The organism is Adhaeribacter pallidiroseus (genome assembly GCF_003340495.1).
Lineage (GTDB): Bacteria > Bacteroidota > Bacteroidia > Cytophagales > Hymenobacteraceae > Adhaeribacter > Adhaeribacter pallidiroseus.
This window is the reverse complement of the sequence record NZ_QASA01000001.1, coordinates 4,557,276-4,578,350: the sequence shown is the minus strand read 5'-3', so window position 1 is coordinate 4,578,350 and position 21,075 is coordinate 4,557,276. Positions and strand designations below refer to the sequence as shown.

The following is a 21,075-nucleotide window of genomic DNA, read 5'->3' as shown; positions in this document are numbered from 1 at the left end:
GTTGCATTTGTTATGAAGAGTACGTTTACTTCTCTTTTTGTTTTTATTCTTTTACTGGCTGTTGGGGGCTGTCAGAAGAAAACGGATGCAGCTACGCTGGCTAATCCGGATGTCATGCATACCTCCGTCCGCAAACTGACGGATGTAATGGTGCACGATGTTTTTTCGCCACCGGTAGCCAGTAGGGTGTACGCTTACGCCAATATTGCGGCTTACGAAGCCTTAGTACCCGGTTATCCCAACTACCAATCGTTAGCCGGGCAGTTGAAAAATTTAAAAAATTTGCCAAAACCTGATCCAGGTCAGGCATATTGTTACCCCTTAGCGAGTTTACGCGCTTTTTTAACCGTAGGTCGTACACTTACTTTCTCCGGCGACCTGGTAGATGAATTTGAACCGCAGGTATACCAAAAGTACAAAGATGCCGGCCTGGACGAAGAAGTATACAACCGGTCGATGGCTTTCGGCGATTCGATTGGTAAAAAAATTATGGAATGGGCTGATCAGGATGGATACCGCGAGACCCGTGGTCGCCGCTACACTGTGGTAAATAACCCCGGTAAATGGCAACCTACCCCACCGGCCTACATGGATGCCATCGAACCGTTTTGGTTTAAGATCCGGCCGTTTGTCTTGGATTCATGCAGCCAGTTTAAACCCGCGGTACCCAGTACATTTGATGTAAGAAAAGAAAGTGATTTTTACAAAGAAGTAATGCAGGTGTACGAAACCGGCAATGCTTTAACCACCGAACAAAAAGTTATTGCTTCTTTTTGGGATTGCAACCCATTTGTGATGCACAATACCGGGCACGTAATGTACGCTACCAAAAAAATCAGTCCGGGGGGGCATTGGATAAACATTGCGGCGGTTGCTTCTAAAAAAGCAAAAGCCGATTTTATGAAATCCGTAGAAACGTATGCCTTGGTTTCTATTGCGCTGGCGGATGGTTTTATTTCCTGCTGGGATGAAAAATACCGGAGTGCCCGCATCCGGCCCGAAACGGTAATTAATAACCACATCGATAAAGATTGGGCGCCTTTGCTACAAACGCCGCCTTTCCCGGAGTATCCCAGCGGACATAGTGTTATTTCTACCGCGGCGGCCGTTACTCTTACTTCTTTGTACGGCGATAAATTTGCTTATAGCGATTCTACGGAAGTAGCTTTTGGCTTAGCGCCCCGTCAGTTTACTTCTTTTAACCAAGCTGCGGAAGAAGCGGCTATTAGCCGTTTATACGGCGGCATCCATTACATGCCAGCTATTACCAATGGACAAACCGAAGGCCAGCAGGTAGGTGACTTTGTAATAAGCAAAATTAAAACCCGGAAATCTGCTAAAAAGCCGGCTCAAGTAGCGCAGGTAAAATAAGAGAAAGTAATTTGAAATTTTAAGATTTGATTGTTATCTAAGAGTATGTTTAAAAATTTAGTTAGGTACTCTTGCCAAAAGCATATCAATAAAAGCCAGCTGCAGAAAGCAGAGGGAAGAAGCGGTAGTTTTCTCATAATCCTTGCTCAAACGGCGAAAGAAGTTTAACCAAGCGAAACTTCTTTCTACCTGCCATCTGCCTTTCTGGGGCACAAATCCCCTTTGACTTTCCGGCTTTTGCGTGATCTCTACTGACCACTCATAAAGCTGGGCACAGTCTTTAAAGTAGCCGCTATAAGCTTGGTCAGCTCGAATCAAGGTGAGCCGATTAGAAGCTTGCTCCAGCTGCCAGAGCAGTTCCACCCCTGCTTGCCCATCGTGCTCTTGGGCCGAAGAAACATGTAGGGCCAGCGGTAAGCCCAACGTGTCCACGGCTAGATGCCGTTTGCGCCCATTCACGTTTTTACCGCCATCTATCCCTGTTTCCAGGGAAATAAAACTGGCTTTCTTCACGCTCTGACTATCCACGGCCACGGCCGAGGCTTGCTCCTCTCGTTTTTGCCTTTGGCGCTCCTTTCTCACCAAGGCGGTTAACACTTGGGCCCAAGTACCATCGGCTTGCCACTTGCGAAAGTAGTAATACACTACTGGCCAGGGCGGATAAGCTCCTTCCAAGTTCCGCCATTGCAGGCCAGTACGGGTAATCCGTAGAATGGCTTGCACTACCTCCAACAAATTATGTTTACGTTTCCGGCCATTGTCAATAATTTCTTTTATAACTTGCCTTTGGGCAGTAGTCAACGCACAGAAGTGCTGACGGGTAAACTTTAGTTTCTTCTTCGGCATCGTAACTCGGATTTAGACACCCTTTGTTACTCGACTACTGCCTTTTTTGATTTTATAATTCTGTTAAATTCCCCTTCCCTAATTTTTAAACATATTCTAAATGAAGCCTGCGCTTTTGGGTAGCTAAGACTGCCTTATTAATTCCTGAAAATTCTCTTTTATCTAACGAAAAGATTATCTAGCGTTAACTTATTTTTTAGTCATCTAGCTAGAATCAGGTAGCTAAGAGTAACTAACATCAGTTTGGCTATGAAGAGCCTTCTCAGGTTCTGGTGTGGCGCTGAGCCACATTCTGCAACGGAACGAGGAAAGGAGGAAATAAGAATACCCGCATCCCCTGTTTTTAGGGGAAGTCCCGGAGGGGGAGGGGTTAACGAGGCCCATTGGTGCCGGCAAACTTGAAGCTGACGAGTTAGATAGCACCAATACCTGGAGACTTGAAAAGGCTCCAAAGACCAACGGAAGATGGTCGTAAACTGCCTTTCCACTATATGCAAGCTACCACTTACAGGAAACATTTAGCCCGTAGTAATTTCTTTGGTATTCTGGTCAGAATCTTTCGGTAAGTTTCCCGTAATTCTGCTTATCTTCCAAGCGAAAACCGTACATCTATTATGCCGCAGCTTTTCCGGAATCTCACGTTTCAGGTTTTACTTGCCATTGGTTTAGGAATTCTTACCGGCATATTTTTCCCGGAAACGGCGGCCCAACTCCGGCCCATCAGCGAGCTGTTCATTAATCTAATTAAAATGGTTATTGCGCCCATTATCTTTTTAACCATTGTTTTGGGTATTGGCAACATGGGAAATTTAAAAAAAGTGGGCCGGGTAGGTGGTAAAGCGCTGCTGTATTTTGAAGTGGTAACTACGTTCGCTTTAATTATTGGGGTAGTGGCGGCTAATTTCTTGCAACCGGGAGCTAGTATTAACCTGGCGGCTCTGGCAAAAGGCGATATCAGCACCTACACCAAACAAGCTGCTGAAATTAACTGGGTAGAATATTTCATGCATATTATTCCGTCTAGCGTGGTCGATGCTTTTGCCAAAGGCGATATTCTGCAAGTACTCTTTTTTTCGGTGTTGTTTGGGGTGGCCTTAACCAAAGTGGGCGAAGCGGGGCCTGCTATTATTGCAGTTTTTGAAAAACTAGCGGCTATTTTCTTTCGAATTCTGGCCATTATCATGAAACTGGCTCCCCTCGGGGCGTTCGGAGGCATGGCTTTTACCATTGGTAAATACGGCGTAGCTACCTTGCTGCCTTTGGGCAAACTGATGCTTACCGTTTACGTTACCATGTTCTTGTTCATTTTTGTGGTTTTAAATCTTATTATGGCTTATTTCAAAGTAAGTTTATGGCAATATTTAAAATTTATTAAAGAAGAACTGCTGCTGGTACTGGGCACCTCTTCCTCCGAGTCGGCACTACCGCAACTCATGCGCAAATTGGAACGAATGGGCTGTTCCAAACCGGTAGTGGGTTTAGTAGTACCTACAGGCTATTCTTTTAACCTCGATGGCACCAGTATTTATTTGAGCATTGCCGTTATTTTTCTGGCCCAGGTTTTTAACATTAACCTTACTTTCGCCCAGGAGGCCACTATTATTGCCATTCTGATGCTTACTTCCAAAGGGGCCGCTGGCATTACCGGGAGTGGTTTTATTGTGCTGGCCTCTACTATTACCGCCACCAAAATTATTCCCGTCGAAGGGCTGGCTTTGCTGCTCGGCGTAGATCGGTTTATGTCTGAAGCCCGTGCCATTACCAACATTATCGGCAACGGAGTGGCTACTATTGTTATTGCCAAAAGCGAAAACGAATTTAATGCCGCCAAGCAGCAACTAGCATTTTCCGGAATAATAACCGAAGAGGAGGTGCTCGTTTAAATAGCAATCAAAGCAATCAGATTGGGTTACGCGAATAACTTTAACGGTTAAACTAATTTTTTTAACGTGTATTTTAGTAGCGCTTTGTAGCGGTAGATCAGTTTATAAATTTTAAAAAATAAACCAGTAGAAGCGATAAAATACCTAAGTTAGGTATTGTTTCAAATAGGTTAATTATTTATCTTTCAATTTGCTGATTATCAGTTTATAAAATTACCTCCAACGTTTACGTAATTTAAAATTTTACAGAAATACGTTTACTGAATACGGTCTCTTTTGAGGGTAGAGGCATTCGTAATTAAATCTAACGGGGTTTATTACGAATCATTTGCCACTGTCACCCGCGTCGGGTTTTACCCATTCTCTTCTTTTTAAAAGACGGCTCACTGTAAAGCCACCTGCATCATCGCCCTTTTTTACTTCTAAATAGTTTTATATGGTACCAACCTCACTTCAGGTAGCCTTCCCCCTGAATAACATTTTCGCCTTATTTTATAAAAAAAAAATTTGCTTGCTATTTTTGGCGCTAATAAGTATTTGCTATAAAACAGCCGCGCAATCCATTGAATGGCAGAATAGCCTAGAAGCCAAGTACGCGGGGCCACAGCCCATTATTGCCACACCCGACGGCGGGTATTTAGTAGCAAGCCCTGACGTTTCCGCCATCCGGTTTAATAAAATCGATAAAAATGGTAAACCCGTATGGCAAAAGTCGGTGAGTAGTAGTGGTTCTATGGAAACTCTACTTGCCACCCCTGACAATGGCTACCTGATAGGTGGTAACCGGAACAATAACTACTGGGTCATGAAAATTGATAAAAACTGGACGAAAGTTTGGGAGAAAAATTTTGGTGGCGATAGTACCGAAACGCTTGCCTCCGTGGTGGCAAATAAAGATGGCAGTTTTGTACTAGGCGGTACTTCTTACTCCGGTAAAAGCGGTGATAAAACGCAGCCATTAAAAGGTTATTCCGATTACTGGATCATAAAAATTGATCAGAACGGTCAGAAACTTTGGGATAATGCTTATGGGGGAGTGATCCGGGAAGCTCTTAGCTATACTTATAATCCGGATGGCGAACCAGTGGCCGATACCATAACTACCGGTAATTCTTATTTTAAAAAAATAGTAGCTGATCCGGATGGTGGTTATTTATTAGGCGGTTCTACCAACTCTTTTGCCGGAAACGATAACACAGCCGACAGCCAGAACACCGAAGAATATCCTACCTGGTCTGGCTGGGATCAATGGATTCTTAAAATAGATAAAGATGGGCGTAAACTCTGGGATAAAGCCTATAATACTGGCAGCTATGCACCGGCTTTTACCACCATGATCCTGACCCCGGACAAAGGCTTATTACTAGGCGGAACCGAATATTTTGATTACGGCCAGTCCGAATTTGGGTCTTATTACGCCGTTAGAAAGATTAGTAGTACCGGAGAAATCGTCTGGACAAATTCCTACGGCTTTGTTTTTGGCTTTGATGAAGAATTAACAACTTTACTGAACACCCCGGATGGTGGTTACCTGATCGGCGGTAATTCTTCCGATAATGGATCGGAGTGGGGCGATAAGAGTGAAAACAGTAGAGGCTTAGAAGATTATTGGATTATTAAGGTAAATAGCCGCGGCATTCGAGTTTGGGATAAAACCCTTGGGGGAGACGGTGTTGAGAATCTGACAGCTTTGTTTGTGGCCGCTGATGGAGGCTACCTACTAGCCGGTTTCTCTCTTTCGGAAATAAGCGGTGATAAAACCGTAGACCGGCAAGGCACCAATGATTTTTGGTTGGTAAAAGTAAAAGAAAATAAGCCGCTTACTGCGGAGTGGGATCTGCGTTACGGGGGGGCGGTAACGAAGGTTTTACCACGGTTATTAAAACGGTTGATGGAGGTTTGATAGCCGGTGGTTATTCCAGTTCGGATATAAGTGGCGACAAGAGCCAAACTAGCCAAGGCAAGAACGATTACTGGGTAATAAAGAGTAATAAAAACGGTATAAAACTCTGGGACTACCGCTATGGTGGCACCCACGATGATTATTTGAACCGGATAATAGCCACCAACGATGGCGGGTATCTTTTAGCGGGTTCTTCCCGCTCGGACATTGGCGGCGATAAAACGCAAGCAAGCCGCGGCGATCGCGATTACTGGATTGTAAAAATAACTAACACCGGCGAAAAGCAATGGGACAAACGCTACGGCGGTTCGGGGTACGATGAACTCAAAAAAGTAATCCAGCTTGCCACCGGTGATTTTATCTTAGCCGGTTACAGCAACTCCCCGGCGGGTGGCGATAAAAGCCAGCACAGCCAGGGCGGCAACGACTTTTGGTTAGTAAAAATTAACAGTGCGGGTACTAAAATATGGGATAAACGCTACGGCGGCAACTTAAACGAAACTTTAACGGGCATGGTAGAAACAACAGATGGCGGGTTTTTGCTGGGGGGTAGCTCCGTATCGGGTAAGAGCGGCGATAAAAGCCAGGTAAGTCGGGGCCGCAGTGATTTCTGGTTAATACGAGTAGATAAGAATGGCCAGAAACTTTGGGATAAAACCTATGGCGGCAGTGGCCAAGACGAAGCTTATTCTCTAGGGCGGCATGGCAACGAATTCTTTATCGCGGGGCAAAGCGATTCTCCGGCTGACGGCGATAAAACAACAGGTACACAAGGTGGCCTAGACTTTTGGTTTTTAAAATTAAATAGTTCGGGAGGAAAGGTTTGGGACAAACGCTTTGGTGGCAGTCAAGACGACGAACTCCGGGCTAGCATTCAGACACAGGACGGAGGCTACATTCTCGCTGGTAAATCATTCTCGGGCAAAAGTGGTAACAAAACGCAAGAAAGCCGGGGAAGTAGTGATTTTTGGATTGTAAAAACAGACCAAAACGGCATGTACCAGTGGGATAAACACTATGGTGGCAATGGTGCCGAAGAACTCCGGGCGGTAACGCAAACTCCTGATGGTGGTTTACTCTTAGGAGGTAAGTCCGACTCTGGAGTAAGTGGTGATCGAACCCAACCTAACCAGGGTGGAATGGATTACTGGCTCGTGAAAGTACCTGCAGAAACAAAGCCTATGGCCGCAGCTAGAGAAACAATCAAAACAGAAGCGTCAGAGACACCAGCAGAGCTAGTAAACTTACATGTTTATCCGAATCCATTCCATGATAAACTTACCATTCGTTTTACTTTACCCGAAACGCAAACCAGTACCGTGCAAGTGTATGATAGCCAAGGCCGGGAAGTAGCTACTTTGTTTCAGGGTAAGGCTCAAGCTCATCAAACTTACCAACTGGAATGGCAAGCCGATAGTAAAGCTGCTGGAATGTATAGCGTACAACTGCGAACTCCGGCTAAACGCCTACAGCAAAAATTACTGTTAATCCGGTAAGCCATAGTTTGTTAAAGTTAGATATAGGCTTCAAGTAGCTAAACCAACTTTTTTATTTAAAAGAGGACTCAGAAAAATGAAAAAATTTAAAAAAATGAAAGTTGCTGCCGTTGCGCAAAGCAGTTAAGTAACAGGACAAAATTAAGTTGATAAAAACCTGAGTTTAAGTACTTGATTATTAATTTATTAACGATCTAACAACGAACAACTAAAAACGACCAACTACTTACTTTAACAAATAATTTTCCGCTAAACTCGTAAACTCCTGAACTTGCTGCTGTTGCCAGGCTTCCGGCAAGTTAAGTTCCTGAGCCATCAGGCGAGCGGTTTCCGGAGCCATCCGGATACTTTCGCGGGCATCTAACAATAAGGCTCTAACCCGCCGGGCCAGAAAATCTTCTACGGAACGCGTCATTTCATTTCTGACGGCCCAGATAACCTGGGCTTTTACAATTCCTAAGGAAGCACTTAAAGCTGCTCCTAATTCGGGTTGCTCGGTTATTAATTTTTGAATAAGCGCTGCATCTGTACCGTAATTACTTAAATTGCTTTGCCCGTTGGGTTCACTAGCCGCATGTATTTTTAGGCGGCTGGTTATGGATGCTCGGTGCGGCCAGTTAGCCGTAATTTCTACCTGATCAATTGCTTCTTCGGCCATTCTACGGAAAGTAGTCCATTTGCCACCCAAAATAGAAACTAACCCCGACGGAGCCACCATAATTTTATGGCTGCGCGACACTTCTTTGGTGCGTTGCGAATTTTTGTTTACCGCGGCTAAGGGCCGCAAGCCGGCAAATACACTTAGCACATCCGATCGTTGCGGTGCCCGGGTTAAGTATTCACCAGCCGTTTTTAAAATAAACTCAATTTCGCTTTCCAAGGCTTGCGGCTCCAACGATGCTTCTTGGATAGGCGTATCGGTGGTGCCCACAATAACTTTTCCGTACCAGGGTACCAGAAATAAAACGCGGCCATCTTCCGTTTTAGGCACCATTAAGGCGTAATTGCCCGGTAAAAAAGCTTTATCCAGCACTACGTGCACTCCCTGACTGGGCCGGATAGTAGGGGCATTACCCGGATTGTCCATTTTTAAAATATGATCGGTAAAAACGCCGGTAGCATTTAATACCAATTTGCTTTTAATGGTATACGACTGCTTATTTTCGGAATCATAGGCTTGTAAACTATTTATCTTGCCAGTAGCATCTTTTGTTAAATTAGTTACCGCCATATAATTAATGGCAAAGCCGCCTTGCTCAAAAGCCGTTTGCAATACATTTATAGCTAAGCGCGAATCATCAAACTGGCCATCGTGGTAAAGCACTCCGCCCCGCAGGTTTTCCGTTTTTACGGTAGGTAGGTTGGCAATGGTTTTATTTCTAGAAATAGCTACCGATGCTCCCAAACTAAGCTTACCGGCTAATACATCGTATAATTTTAAACCTACGGTATACCAAGGCTTGCCCCACCAGCTATAACTCGGAATAATAAAAGCTTGGTTTTTTACTAAATGCGGGGCATTCCGGTACAATAATCCCCGTTCTATACTGGCTTCGCGCACCAGCTTAATGTCGCCTTGGGCCAGGTAACGTACGCCGCCGTGTAACAGCTTCGTGCTTTTGCTGGAAGTCGACTTGGTAAAGTCTGATTGTTCCAGTAACAATGCTTTGTAACCGCGCGAAGCAGCTTCCAGAACAGCCCCAATACCGGTAGCTCCGCCGCCAATAATCACTAAATCCCAAGTAATGTTGCTTTTGATGATTTGTAAAACAGAATTTCTATCCATTTTTTTTCTTGTCCCGCTTTTGCCACAAGTTATTTAGAATTCACCGGGGCAAACAGAAACTGAATTCCGAAACAGTTTACATATTTAAGAATAAGGATCAAAAAGAAAAAGCAGTTATTCTGAATGCCGCAGATAAGCGGATAATTTAAAATTTAAAAGCCTTTAACTAATAATAATTAAGCTGTTGAAGATAAAAAGAAAGATCGGGAAGTAAATTTTTAAATTTATTACATGCTGCGAGCAGGGAGTTATAAAAAGCGAAAATTCTTTCGTGCGGCTTATTCAACCGGGTATTTTAATAGCCTAAACCTACTTAATCATTTTATTAATAACATCCGCAACAGAAATCTGTTTACTTTTTTAATAAAAGTGATACGTATTTTATCTATTACGTATTTATAACTCATTACAAATACTAAACCTTTAATCTGTATCATGAACAAGAGCTTTTTGCTAAGATGTAGTTTCTTACTGACCGTAGCTTTTACGGCATGTAATTCCAAACAGCAAACCGAAAATACGGCAGCCACCGCGGCCGAAACTGCCGACTCCACCGCTGCTTCGACTACTAACACCGCTAATGACACGTTACCTAAACCGTTTGCTACTCCGCCTACCGCTAAAAATAGCAAGGTAATTGGTTGGCCCACCAGTAAAATGCCCACCGCCCCAACTGGCTTTACGGTTACCAAATTTGCCGACAAATTACGCAACCCGCGTTGGATTTACGTAGCGCCCAACGGCGATATTTTGATTGCTGAATCCAGTACCGAAGAAAGTATTTTTAAAAAAGTGCAAAATGTAGGTACCGGTAAAAGCCAAAAAGTAAATACCGGGGGCAGTGCTAACCGCATTACTTTATTTCGGGATACAAACCAGGATGGTAAACCCGAGGTGCACCAAACTTTTCTGGAGGATTTAAATCAACCTTTGGGCATGTTGGTACTGAAGGATGCTTTTTACGTAGCTAATACCGATGGACTCTGGAAATATCCGTATAAAACGGGTCAGGAAAAAATAACTGGTAAAGGCGAAAAAATTCTGGATTTGCCTGCCGGTGGCTATAACAATCACTGGACCCGTAATATTATCGCCAACAGCGATGGCTCTAAAATCTACGTTTCGGTAGGCTCGGGCAGCAATGTGGCGGAAAACGGATTAGATAATGAAAAACGCCGGGCTAATATTCTGGAAATAAATCCGGATGGCTCCGGTGAACGCGTTTACGGTGCTGGTCTGCGTAACCCGGTAGGGATGGATTGGGCACCCGGTACTAAAACCTTGTACACCGTAGTAAATGAGCGTGATAATTTAGGCGATGATTTAGTGCCTGATTATTTAACGAGTGTAAAAGATGGCGGATTTTACGGCTGGCCCTTTGCTTACTGGGGACCTCATCCGGACCCGCGAATGGAAAAAGAACAGCAACCCGACATGGTAAAGAAAACCTTAGTGCCGGATGTAGCTTTAGGGTCGCACACGGCAAGTTTGGGTTTAGCTTTTTACGATGGGAATAAGTTTCCGGAGAAGTACCGCAACGGGGCTTTTGTGGGGCAACACGGCTCTTGGAACCGCTCCAAGTTTGCCGGCTATCAGGTGGTATTTGTGCCCTTTAAAGAGGGAAAACCGACCGGTAAACCCGAAAGCTTTTTAACTGGGTTTATTGCCGATGCTGGTAAAAGTGAAGTGTATGGCCGTCCGGTAGGCTTAGCCGTACTGCCCAGCGGGGCTTTATTAGTTGCCGACGATGCGGCCAATACGCTTTGGCACGTGCAAGCCAAGTAAAATTTAAAAAAATTAAAAAAGCTTCCTGTACAGGAGGCTTTTTTAATTTACAGCAAACAGTTTTTATAAAGCTTGTTTCACCTCAAAAGTAAAATTAGTACTACCCGCTAACCCGGTTCCGGAAAGGCCTTGAATTTGTATTAGATATTTGCCCGCTTTATCCGAGGTATAAAATTCTAATTTTTGATTACCAGCCTTAGTGGTTTTAATTTGCGGATTCCAGTAAAGTAAATTCCGTAGATCGGGTAAACGGCTTTGTTTTTCGGCAGCGGTTTCGTAACGAGGCGCGTAAAATTCCCGTTGGTATTGCAGTCCTTCGTATTCCAGCACAAACGCGTGCGGGCTTATTTCATAGCCGTCTAAATCTCCTTTATACGTCGAAAAACTTACCAAACCATTGTACGAGGTGGTGCCCTGAAAATAACGACTGGTAATCACTTCCAATTTTTGAATTTTTAACGGATCCATAGCCATGATCTTGTTAATATTAAAAACGGGTACCCCGTCCAGAAGTACCATCGGGTTTTCCGGAAAGATGCTCCGGTTTACATTGTCAAACACCATAAAGTGAAATCCATCTTTCCGGATGCGCACCTGTACGCCGGGTACATATTCGCGCATTACTTCTTCCATTACTTTAAAGCGCGTAAAATCATCCAGCATGTATTTTTCGTCGGGACGGCCGTAAAAAGCCAGACTATCGGTTAGAGTGGGTTTATACCGGTTGGTATATTTTTTAAAAAACGTATTCTGTACTTGCATTTGCACGTGCCGTTGTTCTATGTCGGATTTAAATTTTTCGGACAAAGTAAAAGCAGGCACTTGCCAAGCTGTTTTTTTACTAGTAAAAGGATTTTCTACTTCAAAACGATACAAACTATCTTGTTGCAGGCTGGTTTGCAAGACTATTTCCCGAGGACCATAAAAATCCTTTACTTCAAACTGAAAGGCTCCATTTTCTTTAGTTCTATTATGATACAGCCGCACTAAACGGCTGGGTGAGCCCAGGAAGGTAGACATGTTCGGAATTGGTCGGCCGGTTTGTCGATCGGTAAGGCTACCGCGGATAAAATGGCCATTTAGTTCCGGTATAAACTGCAGCGAATCGGATTTTTTTAAAAAAACAGATTCCCACTTGAACCGCCGCCAGCCTTGCGTCAGCATTAAATTGTCAGTTGCTAGTGTTGCTTCCGGATCAGTTGAATTGAAATAATAGGCGGGGTTTTCAATATTTCCTCTTAAGTCCGAGGTTAACCATAAATAGCTGTTAATATCTGGTAACGCGCTGGCGGGGAGTGAATCTAAGCGGTAAACGGCCATCGATACATCAGCTGGTGTAGCTGCCTGCGAGGGATTAGCTGTAGTTAGCTCTACGGTTACTTTATCGCGGGTGGTGTAATTTTTCTCATCGGTGGTGGTGGTGATAATTAATTTTTGCCGGGGTTGCTGAAAAAATAAACGTTCGCAGAGTGGTTGTTTTCGGTCGTTAAAAATTGTAAAGTGATTGATTCCTTCGGCTAAATCATTTTTGTTAATTAAAAATTCTGCCTGACCATTATTTAAACGCTTATTTACTTCGAATAAAGCTTTTTGCCGCGCGTGTCCAAACAAAAAAACATCAGTGTATGCTTGATCCGGGTAATTTGTTTGTACGGAAATTTTTAGTTGTTCCGGGTTGCTTTGATCTAAGTGCATGGTGTAGCCCTGCTCATACACTTTTGGTAGGTTTTGCGTAACGGTTGTATGCGCTAGCTTAATGGTAGCTTGGTAATCGATAGCTTCAGAAGGAATAAATGTAAACTGGCCCATTCCAAATTTTTGAGTTTTAAAAGTAGCTACGGAATTCCCTTGTTTGTCTTGTATTGAACCTTCTGCCGCTTGTCCCTGCCCAAACCGATCGGTTATTTTAAAAGCGACTTTACTGGCAATGCCTTTTACCAGGTTACCCCCTTCCGGAAAAAACTGGATGTCGTAAGCAATCGAATCTTTGCCGGGTTTTATACCCAGGTTGGTAAACGTGTTGACAATAGTTATCGAGCTCTGAAAGAAATATTCCGGATTAAAGTTTTGCATCCAGTTCGTATAGGCGCGTACCAAGTAGTTGCCGGAAGCTAAAGTAGCAGGCAGTACAAACGAACCTTGGCCCATTGCTTCTGTGAGAGCAACTTTGCCTTGCAGCACCGGCTTTTGTTCTTTATCCAGTATTTCGATGTAGGCAATTTTACTTAAAGCAAGCGGTTTTTGAAAAGTACCATCTACTGCGTATACTTTAAACCACATGGTTTCGCCGGCCAGATACACAGGTCGATCTACATGCAGAAATAACTTTTCAGTTAAATTTTGCTCTTGATATTGGTTAAAGGGCCGGTTAATACTTTTTAAGCTATCCGACTGCCCGTAAACAGATGCATTTTTTAAAAATCCCAGCAGAATAAAGAACTTCAGAAAAGTACGATGCCGATTGCAGGTGCAAAACAAGCTGGTAATTGACTTTAAAAACTTCATCTGGTTTATTTAAATAAAAAAAGTGTGAATAAAATTTATTCCCAAAAATCAGGTTTTACATTAGTGCCCCTTAACCGGCAATCCGCACAAGAGGCTGATGAAGCCGTGTATCCAATAAGTACAGGCATGCCTTTCGAGTAAATAGGACTTAGTGGCAGGTATAAAGTCGATCTAAAGTAATCTTCAACTTCTTTTAAGTTTCTGTACTGCAAACCATCGATTACTATAGAATCGGGAACCGGACAGCTCTCGTATCCGGTAATAGTGCGTCCCCAGTCCTTGGGTAATTCTTCCCGGCCAACAAATATTCTTTTCTGAGTTTCGGAATACGCTCCAACAAAGCCAATCACCGGCTCCGAAGCGTTAGCTACTGCATGAATATTGCCGGTTAGCTGAGTAGGAAGCGGATCAAACAAAGAACCAATGTTTTCGGTATTTTTTTGGAGTGTTTCGTAGTATAAATGCTCTTCTGGGGAAAGCGCGTACTGTTTTACCAGAATACTGTACCGCCGGGCTAGTTTAGCCGAAGTTGTAGGAAGATTAACTAAAGGGTAGTTTGAAACTACATCCTGGTTTAATCGAACTGTGCTCGCAATTCTAATAGCACTAGAAAGCTCGGTTTTCCAACATAAGTAAATATCTTCTGTGCGCGAGATAATGGTATTGTTGCTATACTCCAAACCCGAGTAAAAAGCAGCATTAAATTCCCAGGTTTCTTCGTATTGCCACCGGTAGTATTGTGTGCTATTGGTGGCATCGTGGCTGTTTACATAAATTTGCAAACCATTATTTTTAGCTTCCCAGTTAATATTATCAATGGGCGGCGTAATTTTAATGGAAGTATAATCAGAAATGTACTCTTTTCCCGAAATTAATTGAATATGTAACCTATACTTTTTTGCTAAGTCTAAGCTTAAACTTCCGGAAGTATAAGTACCAGCATCTTGTTCGGCTAAGTTGTACGAGGAACCTGCTTCGGCTTCAATGTAAACTGTTGCTTGAGTTTCGGGAGGAGCAATGGAATCGGCACTTAAGTTTACGGTTCGCGATAATTTAATGGTTGTAATTCCTTGGCTGTTAATAAAACCATCTACCACCAAAAAGCTTTCGGGTGTATTTTTTACCTGCGGGTCAAAAGGATCAACGCAACTATTTAATAGGAGAATAAAAGTTAAAGCGTACAACGCTACCCAGAGGCGTTTTCTTGATAACATTTAAAATCTAAAATTATAGGTGATGGTGGGGATAGGCCGGCCAAATATCGAAAGCTGATAACCATTGATTCTGGTGCCCTCTGATTTAAAATAAATAGAATAAGGATTTTTACGTCCGGTAAGGTTGTAGATGGCTAAAGTCCAGGAGCTATGGGCTAGTTTTTTAACTTTATGATTGCCTTCGATGTTCATGGCAAAATCGGCGCGGTAATAATCGGGCACCCGGTAAGCATTTCTTTCGGAGTAATATACCCTAGTAGAATTTCCGGTATAATATTTAGCTAAAGGCAAAGTAATGGGCCGGCCCGTATTGTAAGTAAAGTTTAAAGAAGTACTAAAGCGGCGGCTAAACCGGTAGTTGCCGATTAAAGTAAAGTCATGCGGTTTATCAAAGTTGCTGGGATAGTAAATGCCTTTGTTAATCATATCGGTAGTAGAGCCGGTATTCACTTTCACCAGCGACCGGGAATAAGTATAGCTTACCCAACCGTTAATTTTACCGGTTAATTTTTTAACCATTACTTCTAACCCATAAGCCTTGCCTTCGGCATTAATTACATCGGTTTCGATATGGTGATTTAACAACAGGGTGGCGCCGCTTTTATAATCTACAAAATCGTGCATTTTTTTAAAATAGGTTTCTATCGATGTTTCAATGGTATTGGATTTAAAATTTCGATAATAACCCAAAGCTATCTGGTCGCCAATTTGTGGCCGGATATGCGCGTCACTCAGTTTCCAGATATCCGTCGGCGACATAGAAGCCGTATTTGAAAGCATGTGTATGTACTGGCGCATGCGATTAAAACTTACTTTAACCGACGAGTTATCGGTTAGTGCGTATTTAGCCGAGAGGCGATACTCCGGACCCTGGTATTTAGCCAATACATCGCCGGCTTTGTAGGCTACCGTATCCGTAATAGTACTTTCTGATTTTGGAGTGTTAGGCACGTATTGGTTTACCTGTTTTGGTCCGAGCGCATGGTACATGGAATAACGTAGCCCCAGCATAACAGAGAATCGTGGGGTTAAATCAATCCGGTCAGAAGCATAAAGCGCACTTTCCAGGCCTTGTTCTCGCTCCAGAATATCAGTTTCCATTAACGATTCGGTACCTAAAGGTTTTAAGCTACCCGGAGATATATGATAAAGAATAGAACTAAAACCAAAATCAAAAGTATGTTTGGCATTATGAAAATAATTAAAATCAGCCTGAATATTTGATTGATTAATGCTGTACGTTAATTCGGACGCATTTACCGGATTAATATTGCTGGTTATATTGTAGCGATAATGGCTATAAGCACTTGTTAAAACGCCATATAATTTATTATTAAAAATATGCTTCCATTTTAAACTAGCATTTTGATTGAGGTACTTATACAGCGTATCCGCAGCTAATTTAAATTTATCGCGGCTCATGTAACCCGTGGCGTAAATAGAATTCTTACTGTTTATTTCGTGGCTAATATGGGCATTTACATCATAAAATCCAGCCGAACTTTGCTTGAAGGTACTATTGGGCAGTTCCCGCAGAAGCCAGTCAGAGTAAGTGCTGCGGCCCCCAATGATAAAAGCGGTTTTATCTTTAATCAATGGACCTTCTAAAGTAAGGCGGCTTGTCAGAAGGCCAATTCCACCTGAACCAGCTAATTCTTTTTTATTACCATCGCGTGTTGTAATATCCAGTACCGATGATAAACGCCCGCCGTATTTCGCCGGAATAGCACTTTTGTATAGTTCTACCGTTTTTAAAATATCCGGGTTAAAAGCGGAAAAAAAACCAAATAAGTGCGCGGGATTGTAAATAGTAGCGTCATTAAAAAGTATTAAGTTCTGGTCCGTGGCACCACCTCGTACGTTCATACCGGTGTTACCTTCCCCCACCGACTTTACACCAGGCAAAGTAAGCACCACGCGTAAAATATCGGTTTCCCCAAAAGCGGTTGGTACTTGGCGCATGGTCTTAATGTCTAGTTTTTCTAAGCCCATTTGCATGCCAGCCACATTCTTGTCTTTCTCCGCTTCAATTACTACTTCTTTCAACGGCGTTATATCTTCTTCTAGTTCAATTTCTAACTGACCATTGCCTTGTAGTAGAATTTGGCGTTTTGTATTTTTTATACCCGATCCTCTTATTAATAAATCGTGGCGGCCAATTGGTAAAGTAAGCGAATAATAGCCAAACTGATCAGTAGTGGTACCAATGGCAGGCGACTGGATGTAAACAGCTGCCCCAATTACTGGTTCGCCGGATTTTACGTCACGTAGGTGACCCGCCAGGGTTACTTGTCCACCCATAGATTTACCTGGTTGGCCGATCTCGTATAACTTACGCTCCGCAAGACTTAGTGAACGCGTAGTACTAGGTGCCGGAGCCACGGTAGTATTTACCGGAGTGCTTTGATTTACTGTATTTATGTCTTCGGGTTTAAAGTAGTTATTTGGTAAACTCAGATCTAAGGCTATGTCTGCTGTGATATAAATCCGGTTTTCAGCATCAATAGAGTAGCGTAAATTTGTACCTTTAAAAATTATAGGAAGAACTTTGGGTAACGGAGTTTCTTTAACTTGAATCGTAACAAGTAAACTATCTACTATTGCAAAATCGTAAAAGAAATGATAAGTGGTTTGTGCTTCGACCTCTTTAGCAAATTCCGTGAAGGTTATATTCTTGTAATTACCATTAATTAAATCAGTTTTTTTATTTTGCCCAAAGCTGAGCAGGCTTGCACTAATGAATAGCATGATTAACGTGATACGCGAGTAAGAAATCATAAAATTAAAATAGGATGCAGGTAGAGGGTAGGTTTATTAATGAGTTTAATTTGCTTCAGGTATTTGTGCGGATAAAGTGTCGTAATACTGTACTAGTTTAATTAAAGAAGATTCACGGTTTTGTTTTTTAAAATTTAAATGTTGAGCCCGGCTATATTTCTGAAGCTCCTTCTTAGTAGTGTTAAATACTTTTAAGATCGTCTTCTTATTGCTTACCGGATAATACTGGTTGTTCATTCTAATAAAAAATCTGTCTTCTATTATAAATTCTCCTTCCATTCCTCTAGGAGTAGCATCTTCAAACATTCTTTTAGTTCTTTTGGCAAGTACCTGGGTTTTGCCATTTACTAATAAATCATAAAATCCGGGTCGCATAGAAGAGTTTGATACTGAATTCGTATTTAAATAAATAAATAAATGTTCATATACCCTAAAATAACTAACCTTGTGGTTTTCTAGCTTAAATTGTAACGAGCCATTTGGTTCAGAAATAACAATTTGGTCCAGAACAGCATCATAAATTAAAGGTACTTTTGTAAATAAGTAACCTTCATAAAATACAATGCCTTCCTCTTCTTCACTGGATTTAAAAATTGATGTCCTTTCATATAATACTTGTCATAATTTAAGTACTCTTTTCCATTATATATGTGGGCATCATTATCTATGGCCGTTGTATATTTTTGACTCAATTTGTTTGTCGCAGAAAGTAAAAAGATACTATCTGAATTATTGATCTGGCAAGTAGCATTATGGCTATTTATAAATACTAATAAAATTAAGTAAAAGGAGTATGCTATTACTTTCATTTCTTAATATAAAATTTTGATTGTGGTATAAAATGTATGATGAAAAAAATATTAAAATGGCTCTAGTGAAAAATGAGACTGCTTTCAAGATTAAATAGCCTTCAAAACCTTCTGGAACAACTTAAACAGTGATGTTCTGTAGATTCGAAGAAGTACTTTGTAGCCTATAAATTGCTAATGCTTCACAAATTAAGTCCAGCATACATTTTGCACATGAACTTTAATATTTCTTGTTTTTATTTTTTATTGCCTTCTTACTGCAATCGTCTACTTAAACGTATTAAAAAGCAAGCTAAATGTAATCAAATATTTGACATGAATGATATACTTTGCTACGCTAAGTAAATAATCTAAAACTTATGTTAATGATATGGCAGTAAGTGTAAGGATAGGGTGCGTGTGAAGTAGCAATAGGGAGTAAATTTAGATGTATCTATAATTTTTTAATATCGTTATCAGCTGTTTAGGTGATAAAAGATAAAAAAGTTTAGTAAAAGATTAGGAGGAGGGAAGGCGGACGTATTATCTTTGCGAACCGAAAGGAAGAAAAGGGGGTAGTCGGCCGCTGGCTTAGCTTTGAGGGAGAGCGAGTAGGAAGCCATTTAAAAATATATTCTTTAAAAATTTGGAATTTTCGGAAAGAAAGGAGACCTTTGTCCTCCCAAAACAGCAGCAGGCTGAGGTTATAAAAAGAGTAGGGTTTAGCGGAAGCCGGGAAGCAGATAAGGAGTGGTTGCAAGCTTAAAGGGTAGAAAAAGACAAAATATTTTCTTTTAAGATTTGGAGAAGTGGAAAAAGATGTAGATCTTTGCACTCCCAAACAAAAAGAAGGGATTTCTCTAACGAGAGAGATAGGAAACGATGACGAGAGAGCTACTAATTAGCAGTAGTACAAGATCAATCCGGCAGGGGTTGGTAGAAGTTCTTTGAATGAGTGGAAGAAGAGAATAGTAAACCGCATAAGTGCTAGATTTAACCTTACGGGGTTAGAGGGTCTTATGTTAAAAAAGAGAGCAAGGGTAACAATCCAGCGAGACAAATAAGAGTAGGAATACTCGTAATTATATCATACAATGGAGAGTTTGATCCTGGCTCAGGATGAACGCTAGCGGCAGGCCTAATACATGCAAGTCGAACGGGCTGGGGTAGCAATACTCCAGTTAGTGGCGCACGGGTGCGTAACGCGTATGCAACCTACCTTTTATTGGGGGATAGCCCGAAGAAATTCGGATTAATACCGCATAATACTGTTTGAGGGCATCTGAAGACAGTTAAAGCTGAGGCGATAAAAGATGGGCATGCGTGTCATTAGCTAGTTGGTAGAGGTAACGGCTCACCAAGGCGACGATGACTAGGGGTTCTGAGAGGATGATCCCCCACACTGGTACTGAGATACGGACCAGACTCCTACGGGAGGCAGCAGTAGGGAATATTGGGCAATGGCCGAAAGGCTGACCCAGCCATGCCGCGTGCCGGATGAAGGCCTTCTGGGTTGTAAACGGCTTTTACCAGGGAAGAAAATACCTTTGCGAAGGGAACTGACGGTACCTGGTGAATAAGCACCGGCTAACTCCGTGCCAGCAGCCGCGGTAATACGGAGGGTGCAAGCGTTGTCCGGATTTATTGGGTTTAAAGGGTGCGTAGGCGGCGTAATAAGTCCGTGGTGAAAGCCAACAGCTCAACTGTTGAACTGCCATGGATACTGTTAGGCTTGAGTACAGACGAGGTAGGCGGAATGGATCGTGTAGCGGTGAAATGCATAGATACGATCCAGAACTCCGATTGCGAAGGCAGCTTACTAGGCTGTAACTGACGCTGAGGCACGAAAGCGTGGGGAGCGAACAGGATTAGATACCCTGGTAGTCCACGCTGTAAACGATGATAACTCGATGTTGGCGATACACGGTCAGCGTCTTAGCGAAAGCGTTAAGTTATCCACCTGGGGAGTACGCCCGCAAGGGTGAAACTCAAAGGAATTGACGGGGGCCCGCACAAGCGGTGGAGCATGTGGTTTAATTCGATGATACGCGAGGAACCTTACCTAGGCTAGAATGCGCGTGACCGCCTCAGAGATGAGGCTTCCCTTCGGGGCACAAAGCAAGGTGCTGCATGGCTGTCGTCAGCTCGTGCCGTGAGGTGTTGGGTTAAGTCCCGCAACGAGCGCAACCCCTATCTTTAGTTGCCAGCACGTGATGGTGGGGACTCTAGAGAGACTGCCTGCGCAAGCAGTGAGGAAGGTGGGGACGACGTCAAGTCATCATGGCCCTTACGCCTAGGGCTACACACGTGCTACAATGGGCGGTACAGAGGGTCGCTACTTAGTAATAAGATGCCAATCTCAAAAAACCGTTCTCAGTTCGGATTGAGGTCTGCAACTCGACCTCATGAAGCTGGAATCGCTAGTAATCGCGTATCAGCAATGACGCGGTGAATACGTTCCCGGGCCTTGTACACACCGCCCGTCAAGCCATGGAAGTCAGGGAGACCTGAAGACGGTAACCGTTAAGGAGCCGTTTAGGGTAAAACTGGTAACTGGGGCTAAGTCGTAACAAGGTAGCCGTACCGGAAGGTGCGGCTGGATCACCTCCTTTCTGGAGCTGATTGTTACTACTCTTGATTGGATTACTATTCTCTTTCCCTTATTCAAACAATAATAGATTAGCCACAGCAGGTGGTTAGTCAAACAAAAAGAAGTGGTA

The 21,075-nt window shown here is 42.7% G+C and carries 11 protein-coding genes and 1 rRNA gene; 6 read left to right on the top strand and 6 right to left on the bottom strand.

All coding sequences use genetic code 11. The annotated features are described in order from the left end of the window. Nucleotides 1-12: 12 nt before the first annotated feature. On the top strand, nucleotides 13-1,371 hold the full coding sequence (locus AHMF7616_RS18270) for a vanadium-dependent haloperoxidase (protein ID WP_115374192.1): 1,359 nt from the start codon (nucleotides 13-15) through the stop codon (nucleotides 1,369-1,371). Nucleotides 1,372-1,428: 57 nt separating this feature from the next. Here AHMF7616_RS18270 and AHMF7616_RS18265 read toward each other — a convergent pair whose 3' ends face one another. After that, nucleotides 1,429-2,217, bottom strand: coding sequence for an IS5 family transposase (locus tag AHMF7616_RS18265; protein ID WP_115373737.1), 789 nt, complete (start codon nucleotides 2,215-2,217; stop codon nucleotides 1,429-1,431). A gap of 614 nt (nucleotides 2,218-2,831) precedes the next feature. Between AHMF7616_RS18265 and AHMF7616_RS18260 the strand changes: the two genes are divergently transcribed. From AHMF7616_RS18260 to AHMF7616_RS18250, 3 genes are all read left to right on the top strand, one after another. Next, nucleotides 2,832-4,100 (top strand): dicarboxylate/amino acid:cation symporter, encoded by a 1,269-nt coding sequence (locus tag AHMF7616_RS18260; RefSeq protein WP_115374191.1) that lies wholly within the window; start codon nucleotides 2,832-2,834, stop codon nucleotides 4,098-4,100. A gap of 520 nt (nucleotides 4,101-4,620) precedes the next feature. Then, nucleotides 4,621-6,003: a hypothetical protein gene (locus tag AHMF7616_RS18255; RefSeq protein ID WP_147275724.1), complete on the top strand. Its 1,383-nt coding sequence runs from the start codon at nucleotides 4,621-4,623 to the stop codon at nucleotides 6,001-6,003. Beyond that, nucleotides 5,931-7,499: a T9SS type A sorting domain-containing protein gene (locus tag AHMF7616_RS18250; RefSeq protein WP_147275723.1), complete on the top strand. Its 1,569-nt coding sequence runs from the start codon at nucleotides 5,931-5,933 to the stop codon at nucleotides 7,497-7,499. The genes AHMF7616_RS18255 and AHMF7616_RS18250 overlap by 73 nt, the downstream gene beginning before the upstream one ends. 226 nt (nucleotides 7,500-7,725) lie before the next feature. Here AHMF7616_RS18250 and AHMF7616_RS18245 read toward each other — a convergent pair whose 3' ends face one another. Further along, nucleotides 7,726-9,285 (bottom strand): glycerol-3-phosphate dehydrogenase/oxidase, encoded by a 1,560-nt coding sequence (locus AHMF7616_RS18245; protein WP_115374188.1) that lies wholly within the window; start codon nucleotides 9,283-9,285, stop codon nucleotides 7,726-7,728. A gap of 435 nt (nucleotides 9,286-9,720) precedes the next feature. On the opposite strand from AHMF7616_RS18245, the gene AHMF7616_RS18240 reads away from it, so the two are divergent. Beyond that, nucleotides 9,721-11,070, top strand: a complete 1,350-nt coding sequence (locus AHMF7616_RS18240) for a PQQ-dependent sugar dehydrogenase (RefSeq protein ID WP_115374187.1) — start codon at nucleotides 9,721-9,723, stop codon at nucleotides 11,068-11,070. 63 nt (nucleotides 11,071-11,133) lie between these two features. Here AHMF7616_RS18240 and AHMF7616_RS18235 read toward each other — a convergent pair whose 3' ends face one another. The 4 genes from AHMF7616_RS18235 to AHMF7616_RS18220 all read right to left on the bottom strand — a co-directional run bounded on the left by AHMF7616_RS18235 (nucleotide 11,134) and on the right by AHMF7616_RS18220 (nucleotide 17,942). Then, nucleotides 11,134-13,575 (bottom strand): MG2 domain-containing protein, encoded by a 2,442-nt coding sequence (locus tag AHMF7616_RS18235; RefSeq protein ID WP_115374186.1) that lies wholly within the window; start codon nucleotides 13,573-13,575, stop codon nucleotides 11,134-11,136. 35 nt (nucleotides 13,576-13,610) lie between these two features. Then, nucleotides 13,611-14,789 (bottom strand): DUF4249 domain-containing protein, encoded by a 1,179-nt coding sequence (locus tag AHMF7616_RS18230; RefSeq protein WP_115374185.1) that lies wholly within the window; start codon nucleotides 14,787-14,789, stop codon nucleotides 13,611-13,613. Continuing rightward, nucleotides 14,790-17,537, bottom strand: a complete 2,748-nt coding sequence (locus AHMF7616_RS18225; protein ID WP_233507633.1) for a TonB-dependent receptor — start codon at nucleotides 17,535-17,537, stop codon at nucleotides 14,790-14,792. 75 nt (nucleotides 17,538-17,612) lie between these two features. Beyond that, the gene (locus tag AHMF7616_RS18220) at nucleotides 17,613-17,942 is read right to left on the bottom strand and encodes a hypothetical protein (protein ID WP_115374183.1); all 330 of its coding nucleotides are present in this window, start codon (nucleotides 17,940-17,942) and stop codon (nucleotides 17,613-17,615) included. A 1,504-nt stretch (nucleotides 17,943-19,446) separates the two neighbouring features. On the opposite strand from AHMF7616_RS18220, the gene AHMF7616_RS18210 reads away from it, so the two are divergent. After that, nucleotides 19,447-20,967, top strand: a 16S ribosomal RNA gene (locus tag AHMF7616_RS18210). Nucleotides 20,968-21,075 lie beyond the last annotated feature (108 nt).

Coding starts and splice junctions, on each gene's coding strand:
- AHMF7616_RS18265 (WP_115373737.1), bottom strand. CDS start 2,217: ATGCCGAAGAAGAAACTAAAGTTTACCCGTCAGCACTTCTGTGCGTTG.
- AHMF7616_RS18240 (WP_115374187.1), top strand. CDS start 9,721: ATGAACAAGAGCTTTTTGCTAAGATGTAGTTTCTTACTGACCGTAGCT.
- AHMF7616_RS18220 (WP_115374183.1), bottom strand. CDS start 17,942: ATGCGACCCGGATTTTATGATTTATTAGTAAATGGCAAAACCCAGGTA.
- AHMF7616_RS18260 (WP_115374191.1), top strand. CDS start 2,832: ATGCCGCAGCTTTTCCGGAATCTCACGTTTCAGGTTTTACTTGCCATT.
- AHMF7616_RS18235 (WP_115374186.1), bottom strand. CDS start 13,575: ATGAAGTTTTTAAAGTCAATTACCAGCTTGTTTTGCACCTGCAATCGG.
- AHMF7616_RS18225 (WP_233507633.1), bottom strand. CDS start 17,537: ATGCTATTCATTAGTGCAAGCCTGCTCAGCTTTGGGCAAAATAAAAAA.
- AHMF7616_RS18270 (WP_115374192.1), top strand. CDS start 13: ATGAAGAGTACGTTTACTTCTCTTTTTGTTTTTATTCTTTTACTGGCT.
- AHMF7616_RS18245 (WP_115374188.1), bottom strand. CDS start 9,285: ATGGATAGAAATTCTGTTTTACAAATCATCAAAAGCAACATTACTTGG.
- AHMF7616_RS18230 (WP_115374185.1), bottom strand. CDS start 14,789: ATGTTATCAAGAAAACGCCTCTGGGTAGCGTTGTACGCTTTAACTTTT.